General features: G+C 61.7%; 21 protein-coding genes. 7 read left to right on the forward strand and 14 right to left on the reverse strand.

The features are described 5' to 3' along the window. Window positions 1-23: 23 nt before the first annotated feature. Together bioF and bioB are read right to left on the reverse strand one after the other, a co-directional pair. Window positions 24-1,205: an 8-amino-7-oxononanoate synthase gene (bioF, locus tag BM036_RS05010; RefSeq protein ID WP_091849136.1), complete on the reverse strand. Its 1,182-nt coding sequence runs from the start codon at window positions 1,203-1,205 to the stop codon at window positions 24-26. A gap of 1 nt (window position 1,206) precedes the next feature. Further along, window positions 1,207-2,262, reverse strand: coding sequence for a biotin synthase BioB (gene bioB, locus BM036_RS05015; RefSeq protein WP_091849137.1), 1,056 nt, complete (start codon window positions 2,260-2,262; stop codon window positions 1,207-1,209). Window positions 2,263-2,311: 49 nt separating this feature from the next. Here bioB and BM036_RS05020 point away from each other — a divergent pair, with 49 nt between their 5' ends. Then, a complete protein-coding gene (locus BM036_RS05020; RefSeq protein ID WP_281247010.1) occupies window positions 2,312-3,151 on the forward strand; it encodes a ComF family protein in 840 nt (279 codons plus the stop codon). Here the strand turns inward: BM036_RS05020 and BM036_RS05025 are convergent. Beyond that, window positions 3,092-4,195, reverse strand: a complete 1,104-nt coding sequence (locus BM036_RS05025) for an NAD(P)/FAD-dependent oxidoreductase (protein ID WP_218144776.1) — start codon at window positions 4,193-4,195, stop codon at window positions 3,092-3,094. The genes BM036_RS05020 and BM036_RS05025 overlap by 60 nt on opposite strands. A gap of 81 nt (window positions 4,196-4,276) precedes the next feature. Between BM036_RS05025 and BM036_RS05030 the strand changes: the two genes are divergently transcribed. Genes BM036_RS05030 through cmoB form a run of 4 tightly spaced genes read left to right on the forward strand, consistent with a single transcriptional unit; the run spans window position 4,277 to window position 7,446 of the window. Beyond that, window positions 4,277-5,296, forward strand: a complete 1,020-nt coding sequence (locus tag BM036_RS05030; RefSeq protein WP_091849139.1) for a serine/threonine protein kinase — start codon at window positions 4,277-4,279, stop codon at window positions 5,294-5,296. A gap of 35 nt (window positions 5,297-5,331) precedes the next feature. Continuing rightward, window positions 5,332-5,661, forward strand: coding sequence for a PA3694 family proteiin (locus tag BM036_RS05035; protein ID WP_091849140.1), 330 nt, complete (start codon window positions 5,332-5,334; stop codon window positions 5,659-5,661). Window positions 5,662-5,676: 15 nt separating this feature from the next. After that, window positions 5,677-6,435, forward strand: a complete 759-nt coding sequence (cmoA, locus tag BM036_RS05040; RefSeq protein ID WP_091849141.1) for a carboxy-S-adenosyl-L-methionine synthase CmoA — start codon at window positions 5,677-5,679, stop codon at window positions 6,433-6,435. Window positions 6,436-6,453: 18 nt separating this feature from the next. Beyond that, a complete protein-coding gene (gene cmoB, locus BM036_RS05045; RefSeq protein WP_091849146.1) occupies window positions 6,454-7,446 on the forward strand; it encodes a tRNA 5-methoxyuridine(34)/uridine 5-oxyacetic acid(34) synthase CmoB in 993 nt (330 codons plus the stop codon). Window positions 7,447-7,507: 61 nt separating this feature from the next. Here cmoB and BM036_RS05050 read toward each other — a convergent pair whose 3' ends face one another. The 11 genes from BM036_RS05050 to BM036_RS05100 all read right to left on the reverse strand — a co-directional run bounded on the left by BM036_RS05050 (window position 7,508) and on the right by BM036_RS05100 (window position 20,820). Further along, window positions 7,508-8,803, reverse strand: a complete 1,296-nt coding sequence (locus BM036_RS05050) for an adenylosuccinate synthase (RefSeq protein ID WP_091849147.1) — start codon at window positions 8,801-8,803, stop codon at window positions 7,508-7,510. Between the two features lie 78 nt (window positions 8,804-8,881). Beyond that, complete coding sequence (locus tag BM036_RS05055) at window positions 8,882-10,069, reverse strand: ATP phosphoribosyltransferase regulatory subunit (protein WP_091849148.1); 1,188 nt, start codon at window positions 10,067-10,069, stop codon at window positions 8,882-8,884. Between the two features lie 161 nt (window positions 10,070-10,230). After that, window positions 10,231-11,109: a protease modulator HflC gene (gene hflC / locus BM036_RS05060; RefSeq protein WP_091849149.1), complete on the reverse strand. Its 879-nt coding sequence runs from the start codon at window positions 11,107-11,109 to the stop codon at window positions 10,231-10,233. Between the two features lie 2 nt (window positions 11,110-11,111). After that, window positions 11,112-12,329, reverse strand: coding sequence for an FtsH protease activity modulator HflK (hflK, locus tag BM036_RS05065; protein ID WP_091849150.1), 1,218 nt, complete (start codon window positions 12,327-12,329; stop codon window positions 11,112-11,114). A gap of 116 nt (window positions 12,330-12,445) precedes the next feature. Further along, the gene (gene hflX / locus BM036_RS05070) at window positions 12,446-13,741 is read right to left on the reverse strand and encodes a ribosome rescue GTPase HflX (protein ID WP_091849151.1); all 1,296 of its coding nucleotides are present in this window, start codon (window positions 13,739-13,741) and stop codon (window positions 12,446-12,448) included. Window positions 13,742-13,898: 157 nt separating this feature from the next. Beyond that, entirely contained in the window at window positions 13,899-14,150 is a 252-nt protein-coding gene (gene hfq / locus BM036_RS05075) for an RNA chaperone Hfq (RefSeq protein ID WP_091849152.1), read from the reverse strand. Window positions 14,151-14,308: 158 nt separating this feature from the next. Next, a complete protein-coding gene (gene miaA, locus BM036_RS05080; RefSeq protein WP_091849153.1) occupies window positions 14,309-15,316 on the reverse strand; it encodes a tRNA (adenosine(37)-N6)-dimethylallyltransferase MiaA in 1,008 nt (335 codons plus the stop codon). Beyond that, window positions 15,316-17,247, reverse strand: coding sequence for a DNA mismatch repair endonuclease MutL (gene mutL / locus BM036_RS05085; protein ID WP_091849154.1), 1,932 nt, complete (start codon window positions 17,245-17,247; stop codon window positions 15,316-15,318). Before mutL ends, miaA begins: the two co-directional genes overlap by 1 nt. Before the next feature lie 88 nt (window positions 17,248-17,335). After that, window positions 17,336-18,700 (reverse strand): N-acetylmuramoyl-L-alanine amidase, encoded by a 1,365-nt coding sequence (locus tag BM036_RS05090; RefSeq protein WP_091849156.1) that lies wholly within the window; start codon window positions 18,698-18,700, stop codon window positions 17,336-17,338. Window positions 18,701-18,710: 10 nt separating this feature from the next. Next, the gene (gene tsaE / locus BM036_RS05095) at window positions 18,711-19,241 is read right to left on the reverse strand and encodes a tRNA (adenosine(37)-N6)-threonylcarbamoyltransferase complex ATPase subunit type 1 TsaE (protein ID WP_091849157.1); all 531 of its coding nucleotides are present in this window, start codon (window positions 19,239-19,241) and stop codon (window positions 18,711-18,713) included. After that, window positions 19,234-20,820, reverse strand: a complete 1,587-nt coding sequence (locus BM036_RS05100; RefSeq protein ID WP_091849158.1) for an NAD(P)H-hydrate dehydratase — start codon at window positions 20,818-20,820, stop codon at window positions 19,234-19,236. The genes tsaE and BM036_RS05100 overlap by 8 nt, the downstream gene beginning before the upstream one ends. A 117-nt stretch (window positions 20,821-20,937) precedes the next feature. On the opposite strand from BM036_RS05100, the gene queG reads away from it, so the two are divergent. Further along, complete coding sequence (gene queG, locus BM036_RS05105; RefSeq protein WP_091849159.1) at window positions 20,938-21,993, forward strand: tRNA epoxyqueuosine(34) reductase QueG; 1,056 nt, start codon at window positions 20,938-20,940, stop codon at window positions 21,991-21,993. Between the two features lie 64 nt (window positions 21,994-22,057). Then, window positions 22,058-23,077 carry a nucleoid-associated protein gene (locus BM036_RS05110; RefSeq protein WP_091849160.1) on the forward strand — a complete coding sequence of 340 codons (1,020 nt, stop codon included), beginning with the start codon at window positions 22,058-22,060 and terminating at the stop codon, window positions 23,075-23,077. The last annotated feature ends 8 nt before the right edge of the window (window positions 23,078-23,085 follow it).

The raw sequence follows: 23,085 nt of genomic DNA on the forward strand, positions 1-23,085 counted from the left end.
GAGTGTGGTGTGCCCGCGCGCTTTCAGGCGGTGACCAGGGCCTGTTGACGGATGGGTTGGGGCGCGCAGTCTGCCAGCGCCGCCAGTAGCTGATCGAGCTGTTCGTCGGTATGGGCTGCACTGAAGGTTACCCGCAGCCGGGATTCCCCTTGCGGTACCGTCGGTGGCCGTATCGCGGTAACCAGGATGCCCTGCTGCTCCAGCGACTGGCTCAGCCGGACGGCTTCATGGGGATTGCCGATCATGATGGGCTGGATGGGCGTGGCCGAGGGCATCAGTTCGTAGCCCATGGCGGCTGCTTCCGCACGGAAGCGGTTAATCAGCCGGGACAGCTGATTACGACGTTGCTGGCCGTGTTCCACCAGCTCGACGCTCTTACAGGAAGCCGTTGCCAGTGCAGGCGGCATGGCGGTGGTGTAGATATAGGAACGGGCTTTCTGGACCAGGTAGTCGAGCAATAGCGGGGGCCCGGCAACAAAGGCGCCGCTGGTGCCGAAGGCCTTGCCGAGGGTGCCCACAACCAGGGGTACCTCGTCTTCATCCAGGCCAGCCTCCAATACCGAGCCACGACCATCAGGACCCACACAGCCAAACCCATGGGCATCATCGACAATCAGCAGGGCATCATACTGCCGGCAGAGCGCGGCCAGCTTTCGCAGAGGTGCTACGTCCCCGTCCATGCTGAAGACACCATCGGTAACCACCAGTTTGTGACCGCCGGTTTCGGCCAGTTGCGACTCAAGGGTGGTCATGTCGCAGTGGGGATAGACCTGAACCCGGGCGCCGCTGAGCCGGCAGCCGTCGATGATCGAGGCATGGTTAAGGGCATCTGAAAAGATGGTGTCCCCTTTTCCCGCCAGGGCGGTAATGACGCCTACATTGGCCATGTACCCGGTCGAAAAGAACAGTGCACCCGAGCGACGGGTAAACGCCGCCAGTGTCTCCTCGAGTCTGTGGTGTTCGCTGTGGTGGCCACAGATGAGGTGGGAGGCGGCACCTCCCAGGCCATGCAGGGACAGGCCGGCTGATGCTGCGGCTACCAGTTCCGGGTGGGACGCCAGGCCCAGATAGTCGTTGGAGCAGAACGCCAGTACCGGCTCACCGTCGGCATTGAGAGCCGGACGATGGGGACCGTCGATGTGACGGCGAACCCGGTAAAGACCCGCGTCGTGTCGTTGCTGCAGTTCGGCGGCGAAGTCGCGCATGTCAGGCGCTCTTGGCGGCATCGTAGAACAGGTGCCGGTTGCGTTCCTCTTCCAGGGCGTGCACCAGGGCCTCCTCGTGCTCTTCCTCGGTGTGCTTCACTGCGCGCTCTTCCGGACGGATACCCAGGCGGTTAAACAGCTGCCGGTCGTGGTCAGCTTCCGGGTTGGCGGTGGTCAGCAGTTTTTCGCCGTAGAAGATGGAGTTGGCCCCGGCCAGGAAGCACAGGGACTGCATCTGGTCGTTCATGTCCTCACGGCCCGCGGACAGGCGCACATGGGACTGGGGCATGAGGATACGGGCGACTGCAATGGTGCGCACGAACTCAAACGGGTCCAGGTCCTCGACATCCTCCATGGGCGTACCGGCGACTTTCACCAGCATATTGATGGGAACGCTTTCCGGGTGATGGGGCAGGTTCGCCAGCTGCATCAACAGGCCCGCGCGGTCGTCGGCGTCTTCACCCATACCCATGATGCCGCCACAGCACACCTTCATACCCGCCTTGCGGACACGCTCCAGGGTGTCGAGCCGGTCCTGGTAGGTGCGGGTGGTGATGATGTGGTTGTAGAACTTTTCTGAGGTGTCGAGGTTGTGGTTGTAGTAGTCCAGCCCCGCTTCCGCCAGTTCGCCCGCCTGCTCATCGTTGAGCATGCCCAGGGTCATACAGGTTTCCAGGCCAAGGGACTTCACCTGGCGCACCATCTCGGTCACATAGGGCATGTCCTTCCGGGTGGGGCTACGCCAGGCGGCGCCCATGCAGAAGCGGGATGCACCCTTCTCCTTCGCGGCGCGGGCTTCGGCAACCACTTTCTCGATTTCCAGCAGCTTTTCCTTTTCCAGCCCGGTGTTGTAGTGACCGCTCTGCGGACAGTACTTGCAGTCCTCGGGGCAGGCCCCGGTCTTGATGGACAACAGGGTGCTGACCTGGACTTCATTGGGGTCGAAGAACTGCCGGTGAACAGTCTGGGCCCGGAAGATCAGGTCATTGAACGGGAGAGCGAACAGGTCGCGGATTTCCTGCAGGGACCAGTCGTGTCGAACGGCGGTAGCGGTCATGGCATTATCCTGTTAACTTTTGGGAGATTCAGGTTTACGGATAAACCGCATGATAAAGCCCCCAAACTCCCTGTCAACCAGATTAACAACTCTGGTTAACCAGGTTCCAGCTGTTCTCGCCCGCCTTCATAAGGCCCTGCTGCCGGAACTCTGCGTCACCTGTCTTGCACCTGATGCCCGAAATGGCCTGTGTGACGGCTGCCGCGGCGACCTGCCCGTGAACGACCGCTGTTGTACGCGTTGTGGACTGCCTTTATTGCTCGCCCGCCCCGGCCGTGAACGTACTTGCGGCGAATGCCTCAAGCTTCAACCCGGTTACCACCGCGCATTCATTCCCTGGCGCTACGAGTTTCCGGTGGACCGGATGATCAGCCGTTACAAGTATCAGGGGCAGAGGCAGTACGCGCGCCCGCTGCTTGGTGACATGGCCGTCCAGGTCCGGAACCTGCTTTCCCGACACCCCTGCCGCCGGCCAGACCTTTTGATAGCTGCACCCATGCACCGCAAACGACAACGCGAGCGGGGCTTCAACCAGGCGGCGGAGATTGCGGAAGCGATCAGTCAGGGAACGGGCATCCCCTGGTCTGACCAGTTGTTACAACGAACCCGATCAACGCGCCCCCAGTCCGGGCTTGGCCGGAGTCAGCGACTGAACAACCTTAAGGGGCTCTTTGAAGTCCATGGCGAGGTCCCACGGCATGTCGCACTGGTGGATGACGTGGTGACCACTGGCGCCACGGCCGGGGCGCTAGCGGCATTATTGCGCAAGCATGGCGCGGAAACGATTGAAATCTGGGCCCTGGCCAGGACCCCGGCCGGCAATACCCGGTCAGCTCAACCGTTCCCTGACGTAGCGGGCAATCGCCAGGCTGGCGGTCAGGCCCGGTGACTCGATACCAAACAAGTGCACCAACCCTTTGATGCCATGATCACCGGCGTCGTCGATCCGGAAGTCGGTAAAGCCGGCATCAGGACCCGCCAGTTTTGGCCGTACCCCGGCGTAGGCAGGCTGCAGGCGATCCGGTTCCAATGCTGGCCACCACCGGCGCACAGAGTCCACGAAGGCCTGCTTCCGGGCCGGGTCTACGGTGTAGTCAGGCTCGGCAACCCACTCCACATCCGGACCAAAGCGTGCCTGGCCAGCCAGGTCCAGCGTCAGGTGAACGCCCAGTCCACCGGGTTCCGGTACGGGGTAAACCAGGGTATTGAACGGGTGACGACCGCTGTAGGAGAAATACACACCCCGGGCATACCAGGGTTCGGGGCACAGTGCGGCATCATAGCCCGACCACCCCCGGGCCAGGCCGATGGCTCCCAACCCGGCCGAATTGACTACCCGGCGGCAGCGGAGCCGGCAGGGTGCCTCGCCACCCACCTCCAGGTGATGTCCATGACCATCACTGGTCGCCGCAAGTACCGGCGCCTGGCACACCAGTTGCCCGCCCGCTGCCTCCAGCTCCCCCAGCAGGGAGACCATCAGCTCATGGCTGCTGATGATACCGGTACGGGGAGAATAGAGACCTGACGAGGCGGTGATGTCGGGCAGTGCCCGGGCCAGTTGGTCAGGCCCGACGGACTCAAGGGTAACCCCATTGGCCGAAGCGGCCCGGAGCACCTGGTCCAGCTGTTCCTGCTGCGTTTCACCAGCGATGATCCACTTGCCGGTCTGCCGGTAGCCCACCGGACGATTGGCGCAGTAATCGTAGAGCAGCTCCCTGCCCTGCAGGCACAGCTTGGCCTTGAGGGAGTCTGCCGGGTAATAGAGCCCGGCGTGGATCACTTCACTGTTCCGGGAAGAAATACCCTCGCCGAAGTGCGCCTGCCGCTCCAGTACAATGACCTCCTGTCCTGCCTGCGCCAGCTCCCGGGCAATGGCCAGCCCCACCACGCCGGCACCAATGACGACCGTATCAATATCCAGGGTTTCCAAAATCTTCCTCTCCGGACTACTCAACTGTGGGGAACGGAACCGGTATACTGTAGCTCAATTCTTGCAAGCGCAATCGGGAGCCCCATGTCCGCGGACGATCAATCGGCCAGCAACAGCAGCCACCCCTATGACGATCTGACACCGGACCGTATCCTGGATGCCGTAGAAGGCGAAGGCTTCCCGGTCAGCGGGCGCCTGTTTGCCCTCAACAGTTACGAGAACCGGGTCTACCAGGTAGGGCTGGATGACCAGCCACCGGTGATTGCCAAATTCTACCGCCCGGGCCGCTGGAGTGAAGACCAGGTCCGCGAAGAGCACAGCTTTTCCCTGGAGCTGGCCGAAGCCGGGGTACCGGTCGTTGCGCCACTGCCGCTGGCATCCGGGGATACCCTGGGGCGGGAAGGTCCCTTCCTGTTCGCCCTGTTCCCCCAGCGTGGTGGACAGGCACCGGATACCAGCACACCAGATACCCTTTACCGGCTGGGCCAGTGGCTGGGCCAGCTCCACAACATTGGCGACCGGGAGCCCTTTCGTCACCGGCCGGCCATGTCGATCCTGCCTGCCATCACCGATTTCAGCCATTACCTGACGGAAAACGACTGGATACCCACGGACCTGCGCCCGGCCTGGGACAGTCTGATTCCAGACCTGATCAACGAGTGCGCCCGACTGGTGGATCAGGCGGGGGATGTGCATAACCTGAGGCTGCACGGCGATTGCCACGCCGGCAATATCCTGGTTCGGGAAGATCAACTGTTGTTCGTGGACATGGATGACTGCCGCAGCGGCCCGGCCATCCAGGACCTCTGGCTACTGCTGAACGGCGACGACCAGGAGCGCAGCCAGCAGTTTGGAGAACTCCTGGAAGGCTACGAAATGTTCCGGGATTTCAATCGCCGCGAGCGTTACCTGATTGAACCCCTGCGCTGCTTCCGGCAGCTCTCCCATTGCGCGTGGCTGGCCCAGCGCTGGGACGACCCGGCCTTCCCCCGGTTTTTCCCCTGGTTTGCCCAGCCCCGGTTCTGGTCTGACCAGGTCCTTTCCCTGCGTGAGCAGCTCGCTGCCCTGCAGGGCCCCGTACTGAACATTCCCGGTCAGTACTGAACCGCTTTTACCCCCGTTATCGATCCGGAGACGCCATGAGCAAACCCGAGGCCACCTACACCGTCCGTAGCCTGATTGTGACGGCTATTGCCAGCATCATCGCCACTGTCCTGGTGCTGGAATTCAGCGGCAAAATTGCCCACAGCGAGAACAAGGACCACGTTCCCGTAGGCGATTTCAAGGCCATCCATGTGCAGCCCGGTGAGGACTTCCGTATGTCCTCGAAGGCATCCGAACTCCATGCGGTCTGTCAGAATGGCTACCTGGCCATCGCGGCGGACGCTGACCCCGACTACCGGGGCATTGTCGTGGATTACAAGAATCGTGGCGTCCGGTGCCAACGAGCGCCGAACACCGACGAGTAACGGGAGCACGCATCCATGAGCCAGCAGCGCAAACACGGTCCGAGCCATCGCCTGGACACCATCTATGCCACTGACCAGCCCCGCCAGGATTTCCGGTTTGATGAGTCCGTAGCCCGTGTGTTCCCGGATATGATTCGCCGCTCTGTGCCGGGCTACACCACTATTATTCCGATGATCGAGGTGATCACCGAGCAATATGTGCAAACAGGCTCCCATTGCTACGACCTGGGCTGCTCCCTCGGCGCATCCACCCTGGCCATGCGCCACGGAATGCCCGCCTCCGGTTGTACCCTGGTGGGCGTAGACAACTCCCCGGCGATGATCGATCGCTGCGAGCACTACATCGCCCTGGACGATCATCCGCTGCCTGTCACACTGCGTTGCGAAGATATCCTGGACACGGACATTGTGGATGCGTCGGTTAGTACCCTGAATTTCACACTCCAGTTTGTGGACCCCGGGCGACGGCTGGAACTGCTTACCCGCATCGCGGAGGCAACTCGCCCCGGCGGCGTGCTGATCCTGTCGGAGAAAATCCGCTTTGACTGCGAGCGCGAACAGGAGACCCAGACCCGGCTACACCATGAGTTCAAGCGAGCCAACGGCTACTCAGACCTGGAGATCAGCCAGAAGCGCAGCGCACTGGAACAGGTGCTGATTCCGGAAACCCTGGGCGAACACACACGACGGCTCGAAGCGGCCGGGTTCCGGGATGTAACGGTCTGGTACCAGTGTTTCAACTTTGTATCCATGCTGGCATTCAAGCCGGACTGAAGAGGACGAGGACGTACCATGCTGGACTGGCAGACTACCTGGTCGGACATGCTGCTGCGACTGGAAAAGGAGGGCTGGCAGGACTGGGCTGACAAGATCCGCGACCAGCTACACCAACGCTTTGTAGAGAATCCCCACGGCGACCTGCGGCGCTGGCAGGCTGCCCTCGCCAGGCTGCCAGAGCGTACGGGCGGACTGGTCTGGTGCGACCGCAGTGAAGTCACGGTGGACAGCCTTGTACCCCTGTCGTCCCCGGAGGCAGAAGAGCTGGAACAGGGCCTGCGGGGCCTGATGCCATGGCGCAAGGGGCCGTTCCGCTTTTTCGGAACCCTGGTGGATACCGAATGGCGCTCGGACTGGAAGTGGGAGAGGGTAGCCCCGGCACTGAGCGACCTCAATGGGCGCCGTGTCCTGGACGTAGGCTGCGGCTCTGGCTACCACCTCTGGCGCATGTACGGCGCGGGCGCCAGCGAGGTAATTGGCATCGATCCGGGCCTGCTGTTCCTGTGCCAGTTCCTGGCGGTGAAACGCTATCAGCCGTCGGCACCCGTGGATCTCCTGCCCCTGCGCATTGAGGATCTTGCGCGACCGCTGGAGTATTTCGATACCACGTTTTCCATGGGCGTGCTCTATCACCGGCGCTCACCCATTGACCACCTACTGGAACTGAAAGACACCCTCAGGCCCGGCGGCGAGCTGGTACTGGAAACCCTGGTGGTGGACGGCCCGGAGGGCTACGCCCTGATGCCCGAGGATCGCTACGGCCGTATGCGCAATGTATGGTTCCTGCCCTCGTGCCCCACCCTGTTGCGGTGGATGGCCAGGGCCGGCCTGGAAGACGCCAGGGTCGTTGACGTGACCGTTACGACCAAGGAAGAGCAGCGATCCACCGACTGGATGCAGTTCCAGTCACTGGAACACTTCCTGGATCCGCAGGACCCGAGCCGCACCATTGAAGGCTACCCCGGGCCAAAACGGGCAACGGTCATTGCCCGCAAGCCAGGGCGATAAGTAAAGGAGGGAAGCGCTGCCAGGCATCGGGCTTAAGCCCCCGCCCGGCAGTTACTGACTATTATGCGCCGAAGGGGTGGCGCATGGTGATGGTTTCCACCCGGTCCGGACCGGTGGAAATGATATCAATGGGCGCCTCGATCTGCTCCTCAAGGAACCGGATATAGGCCCGGGCGTTGGCCGGTAGCTGATCAATAGCGGTCAGGCCGACGGTACTCTCGCTCCAGCCGGGCAGCTCCTCATAGACCGGCTCGATCAGGCTGTACTCTTCCACATTGATAGGTGGGCGGCCTATTTCACCGTTCGGCGTCTTGTAACCTACACAGACCTTTACGGTTTCCATCCCGTCCAGCACATCCAGCTTGGTCAGGCAGATACCGGACACGCTGTTGATCTGGATCGCGTGACGCAGTGCGACCGCGTCAAACCAGCCACAACGACGGGAACGACCCGTGGTGGTACCCACTTCATTGCCCTTGATCGCCAGGTGCTGGCCCATGTCATCGAACAGCTCCGTGGGGAAGGGACCTGAGCCAACCCGTGTGGTGTAAGCCTTGGTAATACCCAGCACGTAGTCCAGGAACAGCGGGCCAAACCCGGAGCCCGTTGCTGTTCCCCCTGCAGTGGTGTTCGAGGAGGTGACATAGGGGTAGGTACCAAGATCGATATCCAGCAGGGAGCCCTGAGCCCCCTCAAACAGGATGTTCTCGCCACGCTTGCGGTAGTCGTGCAGAAGGTCGGTGACGTCTGCCGCCATGGGAAGGATCTCTTCACCCATCTGGCGCAGCGTAGCCAGTGCCTGGTCGATGTCCTCCGGCTCTTCCCGGAAGTACTCCGTCAGCACGAAGTTATGATAGGTCATGATTTCCCGCAGTTTCGCCTCGAAGGCCTGCGGGTTGCACAGGTCACCAAGGCGCAGGCCACGGCGGGAGACCTTGTCCTCGTATGCCGGGCCGATACCGCGACCGGTGGTGCCGATCTTGTCGTTGCCGCGGGCACGCTCGCGAGCCTGGTCGATACGGACATGGGTCGGAAGAATCAGCGGGCAGGCGTAGCTGATGCGAAGGCGATCACGGACGGCTACGCCCCGCTCTTCAAGCTCACGAACCTCCTTGAGTAGCGCGTCCGGGGAAAGCACGACACCGTTGCCGATAAGGCACTGGACATGCTCCCGCAGGATACCGGACGGAATCAGGTGCAGGGCGGTCTTCTTGCCCTCGATCACCAGGGTATGGCCCGCATTATGCCCCCCCTGGAAGCGGACAACCGCCGCGACCTGGTCCGTCAGCAGATCAACGATCTTGCCCTTGCCTTCATCACCCCACTGGGTGCCCAGCACTACAACGTTCTTTCCCATGACAATCTCTCATATGGCCCGGTCAGAGACCGGTCACTGTCAGTATGAATCGCAGAGATAGGCAGGTGTCGGCCCTGCCTACTGAATCTCGAGTTGTTCCACTACCCACTGGCCATCGCGCTTGACCAATACACGGTCGCAACCCCGCTCAGCCGGGTTGACGCTGACGTCCTCCGGCAGTGCCCTTACAACGGCTTCTGTCGCACGTAGCCTTGCGACAGCCGCATCCAGGGACGGATCCGGGTCCGCCGGCGCCCAGATGACCGCGCTTCGGCGTACAGTGCGGCGACCGAGCGCCACAAGGGCCCTGACATCAAGGCTGAAACCGGTGGCTGGACGGGCGCGACCGAAATCCTGGCCGATGGCATCGTAGCGGCCGCCCTTCCCGACCGCATCACCGTGGCCAGGGACGTAGGCCGCGAAAACCAGCCCGGTGTGATAGTTGTAGCCCCGCAGCTCGCAGAAGTCGAAACCGAGGCGGAGGTCCGGATGGCTCTCCCGCAACCGCTCAGCAATCCGTTTGAGCTGATCCAGGGCGCCAATCACATTGGCCGGAGCCCCTGCCAGTACCCGGCGGGCCTCTTTCAGGGCATCCAGGCCGCCACTCACCCTGGCGAGAGCGCGCAGATAGGCCCCCGGGGTGTCCGGTGGACACTGCCCCAGCAGCTGGTCAAGCTCGGGAATGGACTTCCGCGCCATGGCGTCAAAAATGGCGGCCTCGGTGTCCTCATCAAAATCCGCAGCTTCGATCAGTGACTGGTAAACCGCCACGTGGGCAAGGTCGAGGTGCACCTCAGGAACGCCAGCAACACGCAGGGACTCCAGCATGAGCCGGATGACTTCCAGGTCGGCCTCTTCCGAGGAGCTGCCAAATAACTCACAGCCTGCCTGGATAGGGGTTCGGCCTGTCAGCATATGTTGGGGGCGTGCATGGAGCACGTGTCCGGCGTAGCACAGACGGGTGATGCCGTCCTGGTGCAGGGTGTGGGCATCGATACGAGCCGCCTGGGGTGTCATATCTGCGCGCACCCCCATCATACGCCCTGTCAGCTGATCGGTCAGCTTGAACGTCTGCAGGGCCAGGTCGTGGCCGGTACCGGTAAACAGGGAGTCGAGGTATTCGATCAGTGGCGGGATCACCAGCTGATAACCCCAGCGCTGGCACGTGTCCATGACTTCCCGGCGCAGGGACTCAATCTGGCCGGCCAGTGGCGGCAGGATGTCTTCTACGCCGTCAGGAAGCAGCCAGCGGTCAGAAACCGTCATAACCTGTTTACCTTCTGCTGAATTCAGTTGGGGGCGAGATTACCGGATGCAAACATTTACCCAAAACCCGGCGGATTCTACACCTTTGCCGGCCACAAAAAAACCGGACCGCCCCAGCCAGTGCCGAAGGGGTCCGGTTTCATTCAACCGGTGCGGGCTGATCAGTTCGCGGCCGGGTTGGCGTCCTTGAAGTAGCGCATGAATTCACTGTCGCTGTCGATGACCATCACGTCGTCCTTGCCAGAGAACGTCTTCTGGTAGGCTTCAAGGCTACGGTACAGGCGGTAGAACTCAGGATCATTGCCATAGGCGTCCGCATAGATCCTGGCGGCCTGACCATCCCCTTCACCACGGGTTTCCTCGGCGGTGGCAAAGGCTTCGGCCAGGGTCACGGTTCGCTGCCGGTCGGCATCGGCGCGGATACCCTCCGCCAACTCACGGCCCCGTGAGCGGAATTCCTGCGCCAGTTTCTCGCGCTCGGTCGCCATGCGCCGGTAGACGTTTTCACTCACCGACTGAGGCAGCTCGATGGCCTTGACCCGGATGTCCAGCACTTCAATACCGAAAGCTTCACGCACCCGCTCATTAACCCTGTCCCGCAGGGTTTCCATCAGCTCATCCCGCTGACCCGAGACCACCTCGTGCATGGTACGGACACCGAACTCGTCACGCAGCCCGTTGTCGATACGGGACAGCAGCAGCGACTGGGCACGCAGCTCGTCACCACCCGTCGAACGGTAATACTCGTCTACGTCCTGGATCCGCCAGGCCACGTAGGAATCCACGTCCAGCGGCTTTTTCTCAATGGTCAGGTACTGCTTGGCCGGCAGGTCCGTTGTCAGCACCCGGATGTCGAACTCCCGGACCTGGTCAACCACCGGCACCTTGAAGTGCAGCCCGGCAGGCACGTCGGTTTCGATCAGCTCACCGAACCGGAGCACCACGCCACGGTGGGTTTCCGGGATGATATACACGCTGGACAGAACCAGCAGGATGACAACGAGGGCACCTGCAAGGCCCGCTATGCTTTTAGGCCCCATGATTATCGACTCCTCCGGCTGTTATTCAATTCCTGGCGGCTGCGCAGCTCTTCAATCACCCTGTCCGTCAGTGCCTGGATGCTTTGTTCATCCTGGCGCTGGCTGCTGTCCAGAGAACCGGAGTTGCTGGCACCACTGGAGCTACCGCCCTGACTGCCGAACATGCGATCCAGCGGCAGGTACATCATGTTGCCGGTGCTGGCGGTATCCACCAGAACCTTGGTGGTGTTGGAGTAGACGTTCTCGAGCGCCTGCAAATACATCCGCTCACGGGTCACCTCAGGTGCCATCTGGTAGACCGACAGTAACTCGGTGAAGCGCGCAGTTTCACCACGGGCGCGCTCGATGACCTCATCGCGATAGGCGTTGGCCTCCTCGATCAGCCGTTGGGCACGGCCCCGGGCTTCCGGAACGATCCGGTTACGATAGGTCTCGGCCTCTTCCTTGAAGCGCTGCTCGTCTTCCCGGGCACGCTGAACTTCGCGGAAGGCATCCTGCACCGCTTCAGGGGGCTGGGTGCTTTCCACGTTGACCTGGACGATTTCCAGACCAGTACCGTAGTCGACGAGGAAGCGCTGCAGGCGCTGCTCGACGCGGATGGCCAGCTCGGCACGCCCCTCGGTCAGCACGTCATCCAGCACCGAGCTGCCCACTTCGTGGCGCAGCGCGCTGTCGGTGGCGAAAGCCAGGGCCTGGTTTGAGTCCCGGACATTCAGCACATAGGCCTTCGCATCGGACACCCGGTACTGAACCTGGAGGTCGACGGTAACGATGTTCTCGTCCTCAGTCAGCATCTGGCCCTGGGACTCGGCGTTACGAACGTTGGTGACACGAACCTTGGTCGCCTGTTCCACCAGCGGCAGCTTGAAGCGCAGACCCGGATTTTCCGTACGATGGTATTCACCAAAGCGAAGGACCACGGCCCGCTCCTGTTCGTCGACGGTATAGAACGACTGGAAGACGACATAGCCCACGACGATGATGGCGCCCAGGGCAAACACGGCGCCCAGGCCAGCACCACCGCCCTTGCCGCCGGACCCGCCGGAACCACCGGAGCGATTACCACCCTTGCCGCCCAGCATGCGGTTGAGCTTGTCCAGCCCCTTTTTCAGGGCCTCATCCAGGTCAGGGGGCCCCTGATCGTTGCCGCCACGACGACCACCACCGGTGCCCCAGGGGTCGTTGTCGTTGCGATTTCCACCCGGTTCATTCCAGGCCATAGGTCTCTCCGTCTATGCGTTTAAAGCGTTACGAATGGCTGCAAATACTAGGGATTTATACGTGCCCCGGCAATAGCCAGCAGTGTTTTCACAGGCAACAGGCCCGAATCCTGTGATCAGGGTGCTTCGACCCGCACCTGATCCGTCGACAGGCCAGCGCGACTGAGCAACTGGAACCAGTCACGGCTCTGCAGGCGGATCTCCACCGCCACGTCACCGTTTTCCAGGTAATCCTCCCTGAGCACCGAGCCCGCCTCATGAAGCAAGGCCCGGAGCTTGCCATCAGCTGGCCCCAGTACCACTCGCTGGTGGAGCAGGTCTTCCGCAAGGCGCTCAACAATCGCGTCAAAGAGTAACTCCATGCCCTGCCCGGTCTGGGCAGATACCCACACCCGCACAGGGTCACCACTTTCATTACGCTCGACCCTCGGCGTAAAGTCTTCAAGCAGGTCTATCTTGTTGAACACTTGGAGGAACGGAACTTCGTCAGCGCCAATCTCGTGGAGCACGTTTTCCACCTGCTCCATGTTCTCTTCCCGGCGCTCATCGTGACAGTCCACGACGTGCAACAATAATGATGCCTGGACGGTTTCTTCCAGGGTTGCCCGGAAAGCTTCCACAAGCTTGTGGGGAAGGTGGCGGATAAATCCCACTGTATCCGCAATAACGACAGGTCCGATGTCGGGAAGTTCCAGCCGTCGCAATGTCGGGTCCAGGGTGGCGAACAGCTGGTCGGCCGCGTAGACGCCGGACTCAGTGATACGATTGAACAGGGTAGACTTGCCGGCATTGGTATAGCCCACCAGGGAGACAGTAGGAATATCTGCCTTTTTTCGGGCACGGCGACCCTGGTCCCGCTGCCGGCGCACCTTCTCCAGACGCTTGTGAATCGCCTTGATGCGTTCTCTCAGCAGTCGCCGATCAGTCTCCAGCTGGGTTTCCCCCGGGCCGCGCAGGCCGATACCGCCTTTCTGGCGCTCCAGGTGGGTCCAGCCCCGCACGAGACGGGTAGACATGTGCTCCAACTGGGCAAGTTCCACCTGCAACTTGCCCTCATGGGTTCGGGCCCGCTGGGCAAAGATATCGAGGATAACACCGGTACGGTCAAGCACCCGGCACTTCAGTTCCCGTTCAATATTCCGCTCCTGGCTGGGGCTAAGGGCGTGGTTGAACAGCACCACGTCAGCCTCGCACGCGGCCGCCATATCACGGATTTCTTCCAGCTTGCCTTCGCCCACGAACAGCCTCGGGCTGGGCTGGTTGCGGGACCCCGTGACTTCCGCCACCGGCTCAACGCCTGCGGACGTTACCAGTTCCCGGAATTCGCCAAGGTCTTCCATGGCACTGCCATGGGAGCTGAATTCGATATGAACAAGCACGGCTCGTTCACCGACATCAGGACGCTCAAACAATCAGTCTTTCTCCTGTCTCTTCAGACAGCTTCGGGGGAGGTCTTCCCCCAACACCGAAGCAATAATCCAATGGATAAAAATGTAAAAACCCGCACAGCCTGAACCAGCATTACCTGGTCAGCCTGTGCGGGCCTGACGACAAAACCCCGAGGTGCTGTCAGTCTTCCGATTCATTCTCTCCAGCCGGGTTCTGCTGGGGAATGCGAACATTCCGGGCAGGGACAACGGTGGAAATCGCATGCTTGTAGACCATCTGGCTGACGGTATTCTTAAGCAGAATGACAAACTGGTCGAAGGACTCTACCTGGCCCTGAAGCTTGATACCGTTCACCAGGAAGATGGAAACCGGGATACGCTCCTTGCGCAGTGCGTTGAGGTAAGGGTCTTGTAGAGAGTGCCCTTTTGACATGTTATTTCTCCTGTATTTTTCTGATAGTGCAGATCGTCGTTGTGTTACAGCCGCCAAACGCACCAGCATTAACCAATGCCAGGTCAGCAGCCAATCGGGACCGGATACCTCCAGTGAAGTTCCCGGTGAACCTCCGGCAAAGCCTGAAGCCCTGATCCTCAGCGCCCCGACTTCAATGTGGTGTGAGATTCGAGTTTTTTCAAGGCAATGGCGAGATTTTCACCGGCTTCAGTTTCGAGCCAGGTCACATCCTGCCACTTTCTCAGCCAGGTCAGCTGGCGTTTCGCCAGTTGCCGGGTGGCAGCAACACCCCGTTCCACCATGTCCCCGTAATCACCCTCGCCGGCCAGCCATGACCAGACCTGGCGATAGCCCACGCTCCGCATGGAGGGCATGTCCGGCGTGAGGTCAGCACGAGCCATCAGCCCCCTGACCTCTTCCAGAAAACCCTGTTCCAGCATGGCCTGGAAGCGGTCCCGGATACGGTTATGCAGCTGCTGGCGCTCTGGCGGCGTCAGGGCAAACTGGACAACAGTATACGGCAGCCGGTGGACCGCGTCTGCCTGCCAGTTGGTCAAATACGGGTAATCCTTGATATTTGTCCCGGTTTGCCAGAACGACGAGATAGGGCGCCCGGTTACCCGGTAAACCTCCAGTGCCCTCAATAGCCGCTGACGGTTATTGGGGTGAACCAGTTCCGCCGCTATTGGGTCTGCCTCTGCCAGTTGTCTGTGCAATTCCGGCCAGCCCTCACGGGAGGCCAGTTGCTCCAACTCCTGGCGGACCCCGGGGTTAGCGGCAGGCAGATCACCCATACCCTGCAGCAGGGCCTTGAAGTACATCATGGTACCGCCTACCAGCAACGGGATACGACCAGCCCGGGCAATGGCGTCCATTTCGCGCAGGGCGTCCCGGCGGAAGTCTGCCGCCGAGTAGGTCTCCGCCGGGTCGCAGATATCGATCAGGCGGTGGGGTGCCCGCGCCAGCTCTTCCCTGGAGGGCTTGGCGGTGCCGATATCCATGCCCCGGTAAATCATCGCTGAGTCAACGCTAATGATGTCGCAGGGCAGATGTTCACACAGCTCCATAGCGAGGTCTGTCTTGCCGGACGCGGTTGGGCCCATCAGCAGGATGGCGAGGGGCGGCTGCGGGGATGACACTGCCATCAGCGGCCCCGCAGGAACAGCTTGTCCAGTTCAGGCAGGGTCACCAGGGTCCAGGTGGGCCGGCCATGGTTACACTGACCGCTGCGTTCAGTGGCTTCCATATCCCGCAAAAGGGCATTCATCTCGGGAATCGTGAGCTGGCGATTGGCCCGTACTGAGCCATGACAGGCCATGGTGCCGAGCAGCTCGTGGGTCTGGGCCTCCACCCTGTCACTCTGGCCGTGGGTTATCAGATCCGCCAGCACGTCCCGCAGCAACTGCTCGGCGTCTGCCCCCCGCAACAGCGCCGGCAACTGCCTGACCGCCAGGGTTTCCGGACCGATCCGCTCCACCACCAACCCGAGGGTCGCCAGGTCACCGGCACAGTCTTCCGCCAGTGCTGCCTCCTTCTGGCTAACGGCAACGGAGACCGGTACCAGCAAGGGCTGGCTGGTCAGGTCCTGGGCGTCCAGCGCACGCTTCATTCGCTCATAGGTGATACGCTCGTGAGCGGCATGCATATCCACGATGATCATGCCCTGGCGACCCTGGGCCAGGATATAGATACCGTGCAACTGGGCAATGGCATAGCCAAGGGGCGGTTCGCCATGCTCTCCCTCTTCCGGGACCGTGGATCCCATGGCCGGGGTTGGCTGGGTCTGGGGATAGGGTCTCGGCCGGGCCTGGAGCTCCCCGGCCTGTGCGGGGCCACCTCCTTCACTCAGAGACCGGTAGAAGGCCATCTGATCCCTGGCTTCCCAGGTTGACCGGGGCTGCCCCTGGTTGCGGGCCTTCCAGGCCTCGGTACCCGCCCAGCCCGGGCCGGCTTCCGGTCCCGCAGCGGGAGCTGACGCACCACCCGTTGCCTGCATGGCAGCTGGCTGGGGATGATCGGTGCCAGCTTCGCGCCCCAGGGACTGGGCAACAGCGCCGCGGAAGTGGTCATCCGGGCGCACATCCGCCAGCGCCCGGTGAAGGGTGCGGAAGATAAAGTCATGGACCAGGCGCCCGTCGCGAAAGCGGACTTCGTGCTTGGTAGGGTGCACGTTAACATCCACGTTGGCCGGGTCCAGTTCCAGGTAAAGTACAAAGGCGGGATGGCGGTTATTATACAAAACATCCCGATAGGCCTGGCGCACCGCGTGCGCGACCAGGCGGTCGCGAATAACACGGCCATTGACGAAAAAGTACTGCAGGTCCGCCTGACTGCGGGAAAAGGTGGGCAGGGCAACCCAGCCGCGAAGTCTCAGCCCGGTAGCTTCAGCGTCGATCACCACGGCATTGTCGATGAACTTCTGCCCGCACAGTGAACCAATGCGACGCTCATGGTCCAGGTCGCTCTCCGCCGGCCTCAGGCTGTGGACCACTTTCTGGTTGTGCCGAAGGGTAAAGCCGGTATCGAACCGGCCCAGCGCCTGCCGCCGCAGCACTTCTTCCACGTGGCCGAATTCGGTCTTTTCGGTTCGCAGGAACTTGCGCCGTGCCGGTGTATTGAAGAACAGATCCCGCACTTCCACGGTAGTGCCTACCGGGTGGGCGGCCGGCGAAACCCGGGCGTCCATATCACGCCCTTCCACCTCCACCCGGCTGGCTGCTTCCTGCTCTACCGTTCGTGAGGTGAGTGTAAGCCGGGATACGGAGCTGATACTGGCCAGTGCCTCGCCGCGGAAACCCAGGGACGCCACTGCCTCAAGGTCATCCAGGGTTGCGATCTTGCTGGTAGCATGGCGACTCAGCGCCAGGGGCAGCTCGTCCTCCGGGATACCAACACCATCATCCCTCACCCGGATCAGGCGAACACCCCCCTGCTCCACCTCCACGTCGATGCGACGGGCTCCGGCGTCCAGGGCGTTTTCGACCAACTCCTTGAGAACCGAGGCGGGACGTTCGACCACCTCCCCGGCCGCAATCTGGTTGGCCAGCCGGGGGGACAGCAGCTTGATGGAAGGCATTGAGGGATGAGTCTCCGGCAATCAATGAATGGTGAAACTGATGGCCGGATGATAACAGATTCACGGGGGCGTCAGCCGCCCCCGTTTGTCATGAACTGGGAATCTGCAGGGTCTGGCCAACCATGACCACGTCATTGGTCAGGCCGTTGACCCGCTTGATAGCTTCAACACTGACCTGGTTGCGACGGGCAACGGCCGACAGCGTGTCACCCCGCTGCACCCGGTATTCGCTGACAGCGGTTCCCCCTTTCTGGCGTTTTTGCCACGCCAGCAAGGTACCGGGGGGTGGCACGTTGTTGAAGTATTCGTCAATGCCCTCGAACACAGCTTGGGCGACCTTGTTCTGGTGGGCAGAGCTGAGCAGGTTCCTCTCTTCCTGGGGGTTGGAGATAAACCCGGCCTCAACCAGGATCGAGGGGATGTCCGGGGACTTGAGCACCACAAACGCCGCCTGCTCCACACCGGACTTGTGTAGCCTGGTGACATTACCCAGCTTTTTAAGGATATAGTCACCCACGCCCACACTGGCGTTGATACTTGCCGTCATGGACAGGTCCAGCAGAACGCCGGCCAGCACATCATCCTTGTCCCCCAGGGTGACCCCACCTTCGCCACCGATCAGGTCCGAGCGGTTCTCACTGCGGGCCAGCCAGCGGGCGGTCTCACTGGTCGCCCCCCGCTGGGACAATGCAAATACCGACGCACCCCTGGGCTGGGGACTGTGGAAGGCATCCGCATGGACCGATACGAAAAGATCCGCCTTGTGCTTTCTCGCCAGCAGCGTGCGCCGGCGCAGGTCGATAAAGTAGTCCCCTGTGCGAGTCAGCCGGGCCTCATACCCGGGCTTGCTGTCGATCAGCTTTTCCAGGCGACGGGCAAGGGCGAGAACCACGTCCTTTTCCCGGGTCCCGGAAGGCCCGATAGCCCCCGGGTCCTCACCGCCATGGCCGGCATCGATCACCACGATGACATCCCGCTTGCCGCCGGTATCCTCACGGACGATGGGGCGGGTCATGTCGCTGAGGGACTCCCGGTCTTCCTCGATCAGGTCGATGACCAGTCGATGGCCATACTGCTGATTGGGTTCGAGCTGAAAACTGCGGGGCTTGATGTCCTTGCTCAGGTCCAGCACTACCCGCAGGTCGTCGCCATTGCGGGCAGCGCTGCGAATCCTGCGTACAGGGCTGCCTTTCAGGTCAAGTTGATCCAGCCGGGCCTTCAGGCTGGCATCTTTCAAATCAATCACCAACCTGGACGGGTTCTCCAGCGAAAAAATGGTGTGCTCCACCGGCGACCGGGTGTCAAACACCAGCCGGGTGTGATCCGGTGCCGGCCAGATACGGGCACCCTCAACCTCGGTGGAAGCCAGGGCCGGCATAGCCGTGAGCGCCAGGGCGAAAAGCGGTAGCAGTAACCTGCGCAATGAGCCTGTAATCAATCCTGTTATTGTCATATGCGGGCCCTCAATCCTGGTCCGTCTCTGTTTGTTGCCGCCCGGCACTGGCAGCGAAATCGGCCTGTTCTGCCAAGTGGCTCAGTAGCGCCCTGCCGATGGCACTTCGGGCCCGGAAAGCCAGCGAACGGCCACCACGCTCCGGCGCCAAGGTCAACTCCAGGTCCGGTACCGGCAGAATACCCTCACCGCGTTCCGGCCACTCCACCAGGCAGACATTACCCGGCGCCAGGTAATCCCGGATACCCATGAATTCCAGCTCTTCCGGGTCGCCCAGCCGGTACAGATCAAAGTGCCAGGTGGCGGGCTGTAACTGTTCGTAGGGCTCCACCAGTGTGTAGGTTGGACTTTTCACCGCGCCCTGGTGACCCAGGCCCTGGATAAAACCGCGGCTGAACGTGGTCTTGCCGGCGCCCAGGGTGCCATGAAGGAATATAACAACCCCGTCAGCGGAAGCCACCGATTTCACCGCATTTGCAAGACTTTTACCGGCCGCCACAGTGGCCGCCTCATCCGCCAGCCAGAACCTCTGCTCAGTCATCCGATACCCCCATGGCAGTCACCCCGGTTTTTTCCAAACGGAACTCTGCACCAGCGAGAACGCCCGGCAGCGTATCGATAACATCCATTGGCAAGAGTCCACGATAGCCTCGACAGCGGGAAGCCCGGTCAGCGGCGGCAAGGTGGAGTGAAGCCCCAAGCACGACTCCGTCAGCCAATGACATGCTCTGCGCCTTGAGGGCCTGTGCCATGAACGCCCCCAGAATACCGGACAACACATCCCCCATTCCTCCGGTGGCCATACCAGGATTTGCGCCTGCGATGAGAACCGGAAGCTGGTCCGGGGCAGCGACCAGGGTGCCTGCGCCTTTCAGCAGGGCCACACCGCCAAATCGCTCCTGCAGGGAGCGGGCCGATGCACAACGGTCCGCCTCAATATCAGAAACACCGCACGACAACAGCCGGGCCGCTTCTCCCGGATGAGGGGTGATGACCTGCTGGTCCGAAACCACCGGTACCCGGTTCGCCATCAGGTTCAGGGCGTCCGCATCCAGCAAGCGGGGTTTGTCAGCCTCCAGTACCTGCTGCAACATCTGCTGGCCCCAGGCGGACTGACCCAGACCCGGCCCGCACACCACTACATCCGCCTTGCTGAGAAGCGGCGCCAGTTCATTGCCATGCACAACGCCGCGAACCATCAATGATGGACACCGGGACAGCGCGGGGGCGACATGCTCCGGCCGGGTGGCCAGGGTGACCAGCCCAGCCCCGCTGCGAGCTGCGGCCTCGGCCGCCAGCAGCCCGGCACCGCCAAAACCCCGGTCACCAGCTATCACGAGAACATGCCCGAAATTGCCCTTGTGGGCGGAACGGGACAGTGGTGGCAGCGAGTACTGGCAACGCTGCCAGTTGGCCAGCGAAGCCACGGCCGCTATCGGAAAGGTCTCGCAAACCTGATCGGCACCCAGGGTGTCATGGACAACCTTGCCAGCGAAATGCGGCCCTTGCCCCGTCAACAGCCCCAGCTTCTGGCCAATAAAGGTAACCGTAATGTCCGCCACCACTGCGTCACCCTCTGCCACACCACGACTGGCGTCGAGCCCGGAAGGTACGTCGACGGCCAGCACCGGACAGCCGCTGGCATTGACCTGGCGAACCACTTCGTCGAACGGTGTCCTAGGTTGACCCCGCACACCGGTTCCCAGCATGGCATCCACCACCACCGGTGATCCGGCGAAAAGCCGGACCCGCTCGTCACCCGCGAGGGCCTGCCACTGACGGATGGCCACGCCAGCCTCTTCCGCATCCCGACAGGCTCGACGGGCATCACCGGACAGTTTTTGCGGGTCCGCAACGGCGATACAGTCAACGGCAAGTCCCTGGCGCAGGGCATTGAGGGCCACCAGGTACCCATCGCCACCATTATTGCCAGCCCCACAAAGCACCAGCACAGACGCTGCACCTGACCAGTGCCGCACCAGTTGTCGGAAAGCGGCACGGGCGGCTTTCTGCATCAGCTCATACCCATCAACACCTTGATCTTCAATAAGAAAGCGATCAATGGCCTGCACACCATCTGCAGTGAAGAGCGATTCTGTTAAGCTGTGGGTTGTCGGCATAACGGGCCAGAACCTGTCAGGTTTCAAGAATCCAGTTTAACTGTTTTTGCCAGCTATCTGTTAAGCATAGCAAAATTCAGGCATAGACCACACTTTAACCAATAGTAACTCCGATCCATGACCTCTGCACTCGAAGATTTCCCTGCCCGTATCCGCGAATGGGCCCGGGAGCTGGGCTTCAGCGATATCGGCATCACCAGGCCGGAAACCGGCGTGCACGCCCAGCGCTTACAGCAATGGCTGGAACAGGGCCTGCAGGGAGAGATGGAATGGATGGGCCACCACGGCGACAAACGCTATACGCCCACCGCACTGGTGCCCGGCACCGAAAGGGTCATCTCGGTTCGCATGGACTACCGCAACGCACCAGATAACCCTCAGCAGGTGCTGCAAGACCCGGAGAAGGCCTACGTCACCCGCTACGCCCTGGGCCGGGATTACCACAAACTGATCCGCAAGCGCCTGACCCACCTGGCCAAACGCATTGACTCGGAATTGCACGGGTACGACTATCGGGCCTTTACCGACAGCGCCCCGGTGATGGAAAAAGCCCTGGCCCAGCGGGCCGGCCTGGGCTGGATCGGCAAGAACACCCTGGTACTGAACCCAAAGGCCGGCTCGTATTTCTTCCTGGGGGAGATATTCACGTCAGCACCGCTGCCGGTTACGCCGGCCTTTGAGAAGGACCATTGCGGCAGCTGCACAGCTTGCCTGGATACCTGCCCCACCAATGCCTTTGCCGGGCCTTACGTGCTGGATGCCCGGCGCTGCATCAGCTATCTGACCATCGAACTGAAAGGCGCCATACCCGAAGATTTGCGTCCATTGATGGGCAACCGGGTATTTGGCTGCGACGACTGCCAGCTGGCTTGCCCCTGGAACCGCTTCAGCAAGCCAACCAGGGAAGAAGACTTCAGCCCCCGGCACAACCTCGACAACAGTACCCTGGCCGAGCTGTTCCGCTGGACCGAAGACGAATTCCTCAAGCGCACCGAGGGCTCTGCCATTCGCCGCACCGGCTACGAAGGCTGGCTACGCAACCTGGCGGTGGGCCTGGGTAATGCGCCGTCCACCATTCCGGTGATTGAGGCATTGAAATCAAGGGTTGACCACCCCTCGGAACTGGTCCGCGAACATGTTCACTGGGCCCTGGCGCGCCACGGCATCGAATAGCCCGGCCATCCGTGGCAAAATCCGCCCCTCACTTCCCGGAATCATCAGCAGGAACATCCGTACCATGGCCATCAAGCACCTGAGAACCGCCTTTGCCAGCCAGTACCAGCCCGGGCAGCCTGCCCGGCTGCAAGCCGGCGACCCCTTGCAGGAACCCGGCGGCGACTACGAGATGCTGCACAAGCAGATGAAACGCCTGTTCAACAGCAAGCCGGGCAAGAAGTACGGCCGCTTCTCCGAAGACATCGGCGAACATCCCTTCAGCGCCTGGCTGAAAGACTATATGGAAGAGAAGCAATCCTTCGCCTCCCTGACCGACCGGCTGTTCGGCCAGTTCAAGGAATTGCTCGACAGCGCCCAGGAGGAGTTCTCCGGCCACCTGATGCTGGTCCACGAGGCGCTGGCCGATGGTGAAGTGGCCTACCTGCTGGTACTGGAGAGTGACAGTGCCATGCGCTTTGACAGCAACCAGGCCCTGGACGCCACTGACGTACTCAGCCTGTCGCGCCTGAACCTGGCGCTGCGCATCGAACTGGACGACTGGCTGGGCGACAACGGCAGCGACAACCACCTGACCCTGGTCCATGGCCGTGGCACGGGCGAAGGCGGTGACCTGTTCATCCGCCTTTGTGGTTTCACCAACCAGGTGGATGTGGAGAAAGAAACCATGACCTTCCTGGACGCGGTGGAAGCTTTCGCCAAGTCCGCGGAACCGGAGAAAGCCGGCGAAGTACGGGCGAAGGCCTACGAATTCTGCAAGGAGCAGCACGCCCTGGGCGAGCCGGTAGAGATTGGCGCCCTGTCCGGCTACCTGGACGAGAGCCAGCCAGAGCGTTTCCGGGAATTCGCCTCGCAGAATGCCGAGGTCCCCGAAAGCGGTGTACTCCACCCGGACCACCGCAAGGTGAAGAAACTGGTGCGCATCGCCGGCTCCGGTGGCGGCATGAGCCTGTCGTTCTCGTCGGACCTGGTCAACCAGGCGGTCTACTACGACCGTGACAGGGACGCCCTGACCATCACCCGCCTGCCCAAGGCCTTGCGGGAGCAGTTGCAGCGGTACCTGGAAGGCCGGGACGGCGAATAATAAAGTCG

This window comes from Marinobacter segnicrescens, from assembly GCF_900111555.1.
Classification (GTDB): Bacteria; Pseudomonadota; Gammaproteobacteria; order Pseudomonadales; family Oleiphilaceae; genus Marinobacter; species Marinobacter segnicrescens.

What these genes read in the sequence shown, in the direction of transcription:
- bioF (WP_091849136.1), bottom strand. Translation starts at nt 1,205, where the DNA reads ATGCGCGACTTCGCCGCCGAACTGCAGCAACGACACGACGCGGGTCTT.
- bioB (WP_091849137.1), bottom strand. Translation starts at nt 2,262, where the DNA reads ATGACCGCTACCGCCGTTCGACACGACTGGTCCCTGCAGGAAATCCGC.
- BM036_RS05020 (WP_281247010.1), top strand. Translation starts at nt 2,312, where the DNA reads ATGATAAAGCCCCCAAACTCCCTGTCAACCAGATTAACAACTCTGGTT.
- BM036_RS05030 (WP_091849139.1), top strand. Translation starts at nt 4,277, where the DNA reads ATGTCCGCGGACGATCAATCGGCCAGCAACAGCAGCCACCCCTATGAC.
- BM036_RS05035 (WP_091849140.1), top strand. Translation starts at nt 5,332, where the DNA reads ATGAGCAAACCCGAGGCCACCTACACCGTCCGTAGCCTGATTGTGACG.
- cmoA (WP_091849141.1), top strand. Translation starts at nt 5,677, where the DNA reads ATGAGCCAGCAGCGCAAACACGGTCCGAGCCATCGCCTGGACACCATC.
- cmoB (WP_091849146.1), top strand. Translation starts at nt 6,454, where the DNA reads ATGCTGGACTGGCAGACTACCTGGTCGGACATGCTGCTGCGACTGGAA.
- BM036_RS05050 (WP_091849147.1), bottom strand. Translation starts at nt 8,803, where the DNA reads ATGGGAAAGAACGTTGTAGTGCTGGGCACCCAGTGGGGTGATGAAGGC.
- BM036_RS05055 (WP_091849148.1), bottom strand. Translation starts at nt 10,069, where the DNA reads ATGACGGTTTCTGACCGCTGGCTGCTTCCTGACGGCGTAGAAGACATC.
- hflC (WP_091849149.1), bottom strand. Translation starts at nt 11,109, where the DNA reads ATGGGGCCTAAAAGCATAGCGGGCCTTGCAGGTGCCCTCGTTGTCATC.
- hflK (WP_091849150.1), bottom strand. Translation starts at nt 12,329, where the DNA reads ATGGCCTGGAATGAACCGGGTGGAAATCGCAACGACAACGACCCCTGG.
- hfq (WP_091849152.1), bottom strand. Translation starts at nt 14,150, where the DNA reads ATGTCAAAAGGGCACTCTCTACAAGACCCTTACCTCAACGCACTGCGC.
- miaA (WP_091849153.1), bottom strand. Translation starts at nt 15,316, where the DNA reads ATGGCAGTGTCATCCCCGCAGCCGCCCCTCGCCATCCTGCTGATGGGC.
- mutL (WP_091849154.1), bottom strand. Translation starts at nt 17,247, where the DNA reads ATGCCTTCCATCAAGCTGCTGTCCCCCCGGCTGGCCAACCAGATTGCG.
- BM036_RS05090 (WP_091849156.1), bottom strand. Translation starts at nt 18,700, where the DNA reads ATGACAATAACAGGATTGATTACAGGCTCATTGCGCAGGTTACTGCTA.
- tsaE (WP_091849157.1), bottom strand. Translation starts at nt 19,241, where the DNA reads ATGACTGAGCAGAGGTTCTGGCTGGCGGATGAGGCGGCCACTGTGGCG.
- BM036_RS05100 (WP_091849158.1), bottom strand. Translation starts at nt 20,820, where the DNA reads ATGCCGACAACCCACAGCTTAACAGAATCGCTCTTCACTGCAGATGGT.
- queG (WP_091849159.1), top strand. Translation starts at nt 20,938, where the DNA reads ATGACCTCTGCACTCGAAGATTTCCCTGCCCGTATCCGCGAATGGGCC.
- BM036_RS05110 (WP_091849160.1), top strand. Translation starts at nt 22,058, where the DNA reads ATGGCCATCAAGCACCTGAGAACCGCCTTTGCCAGCCAGTACCAGCCC.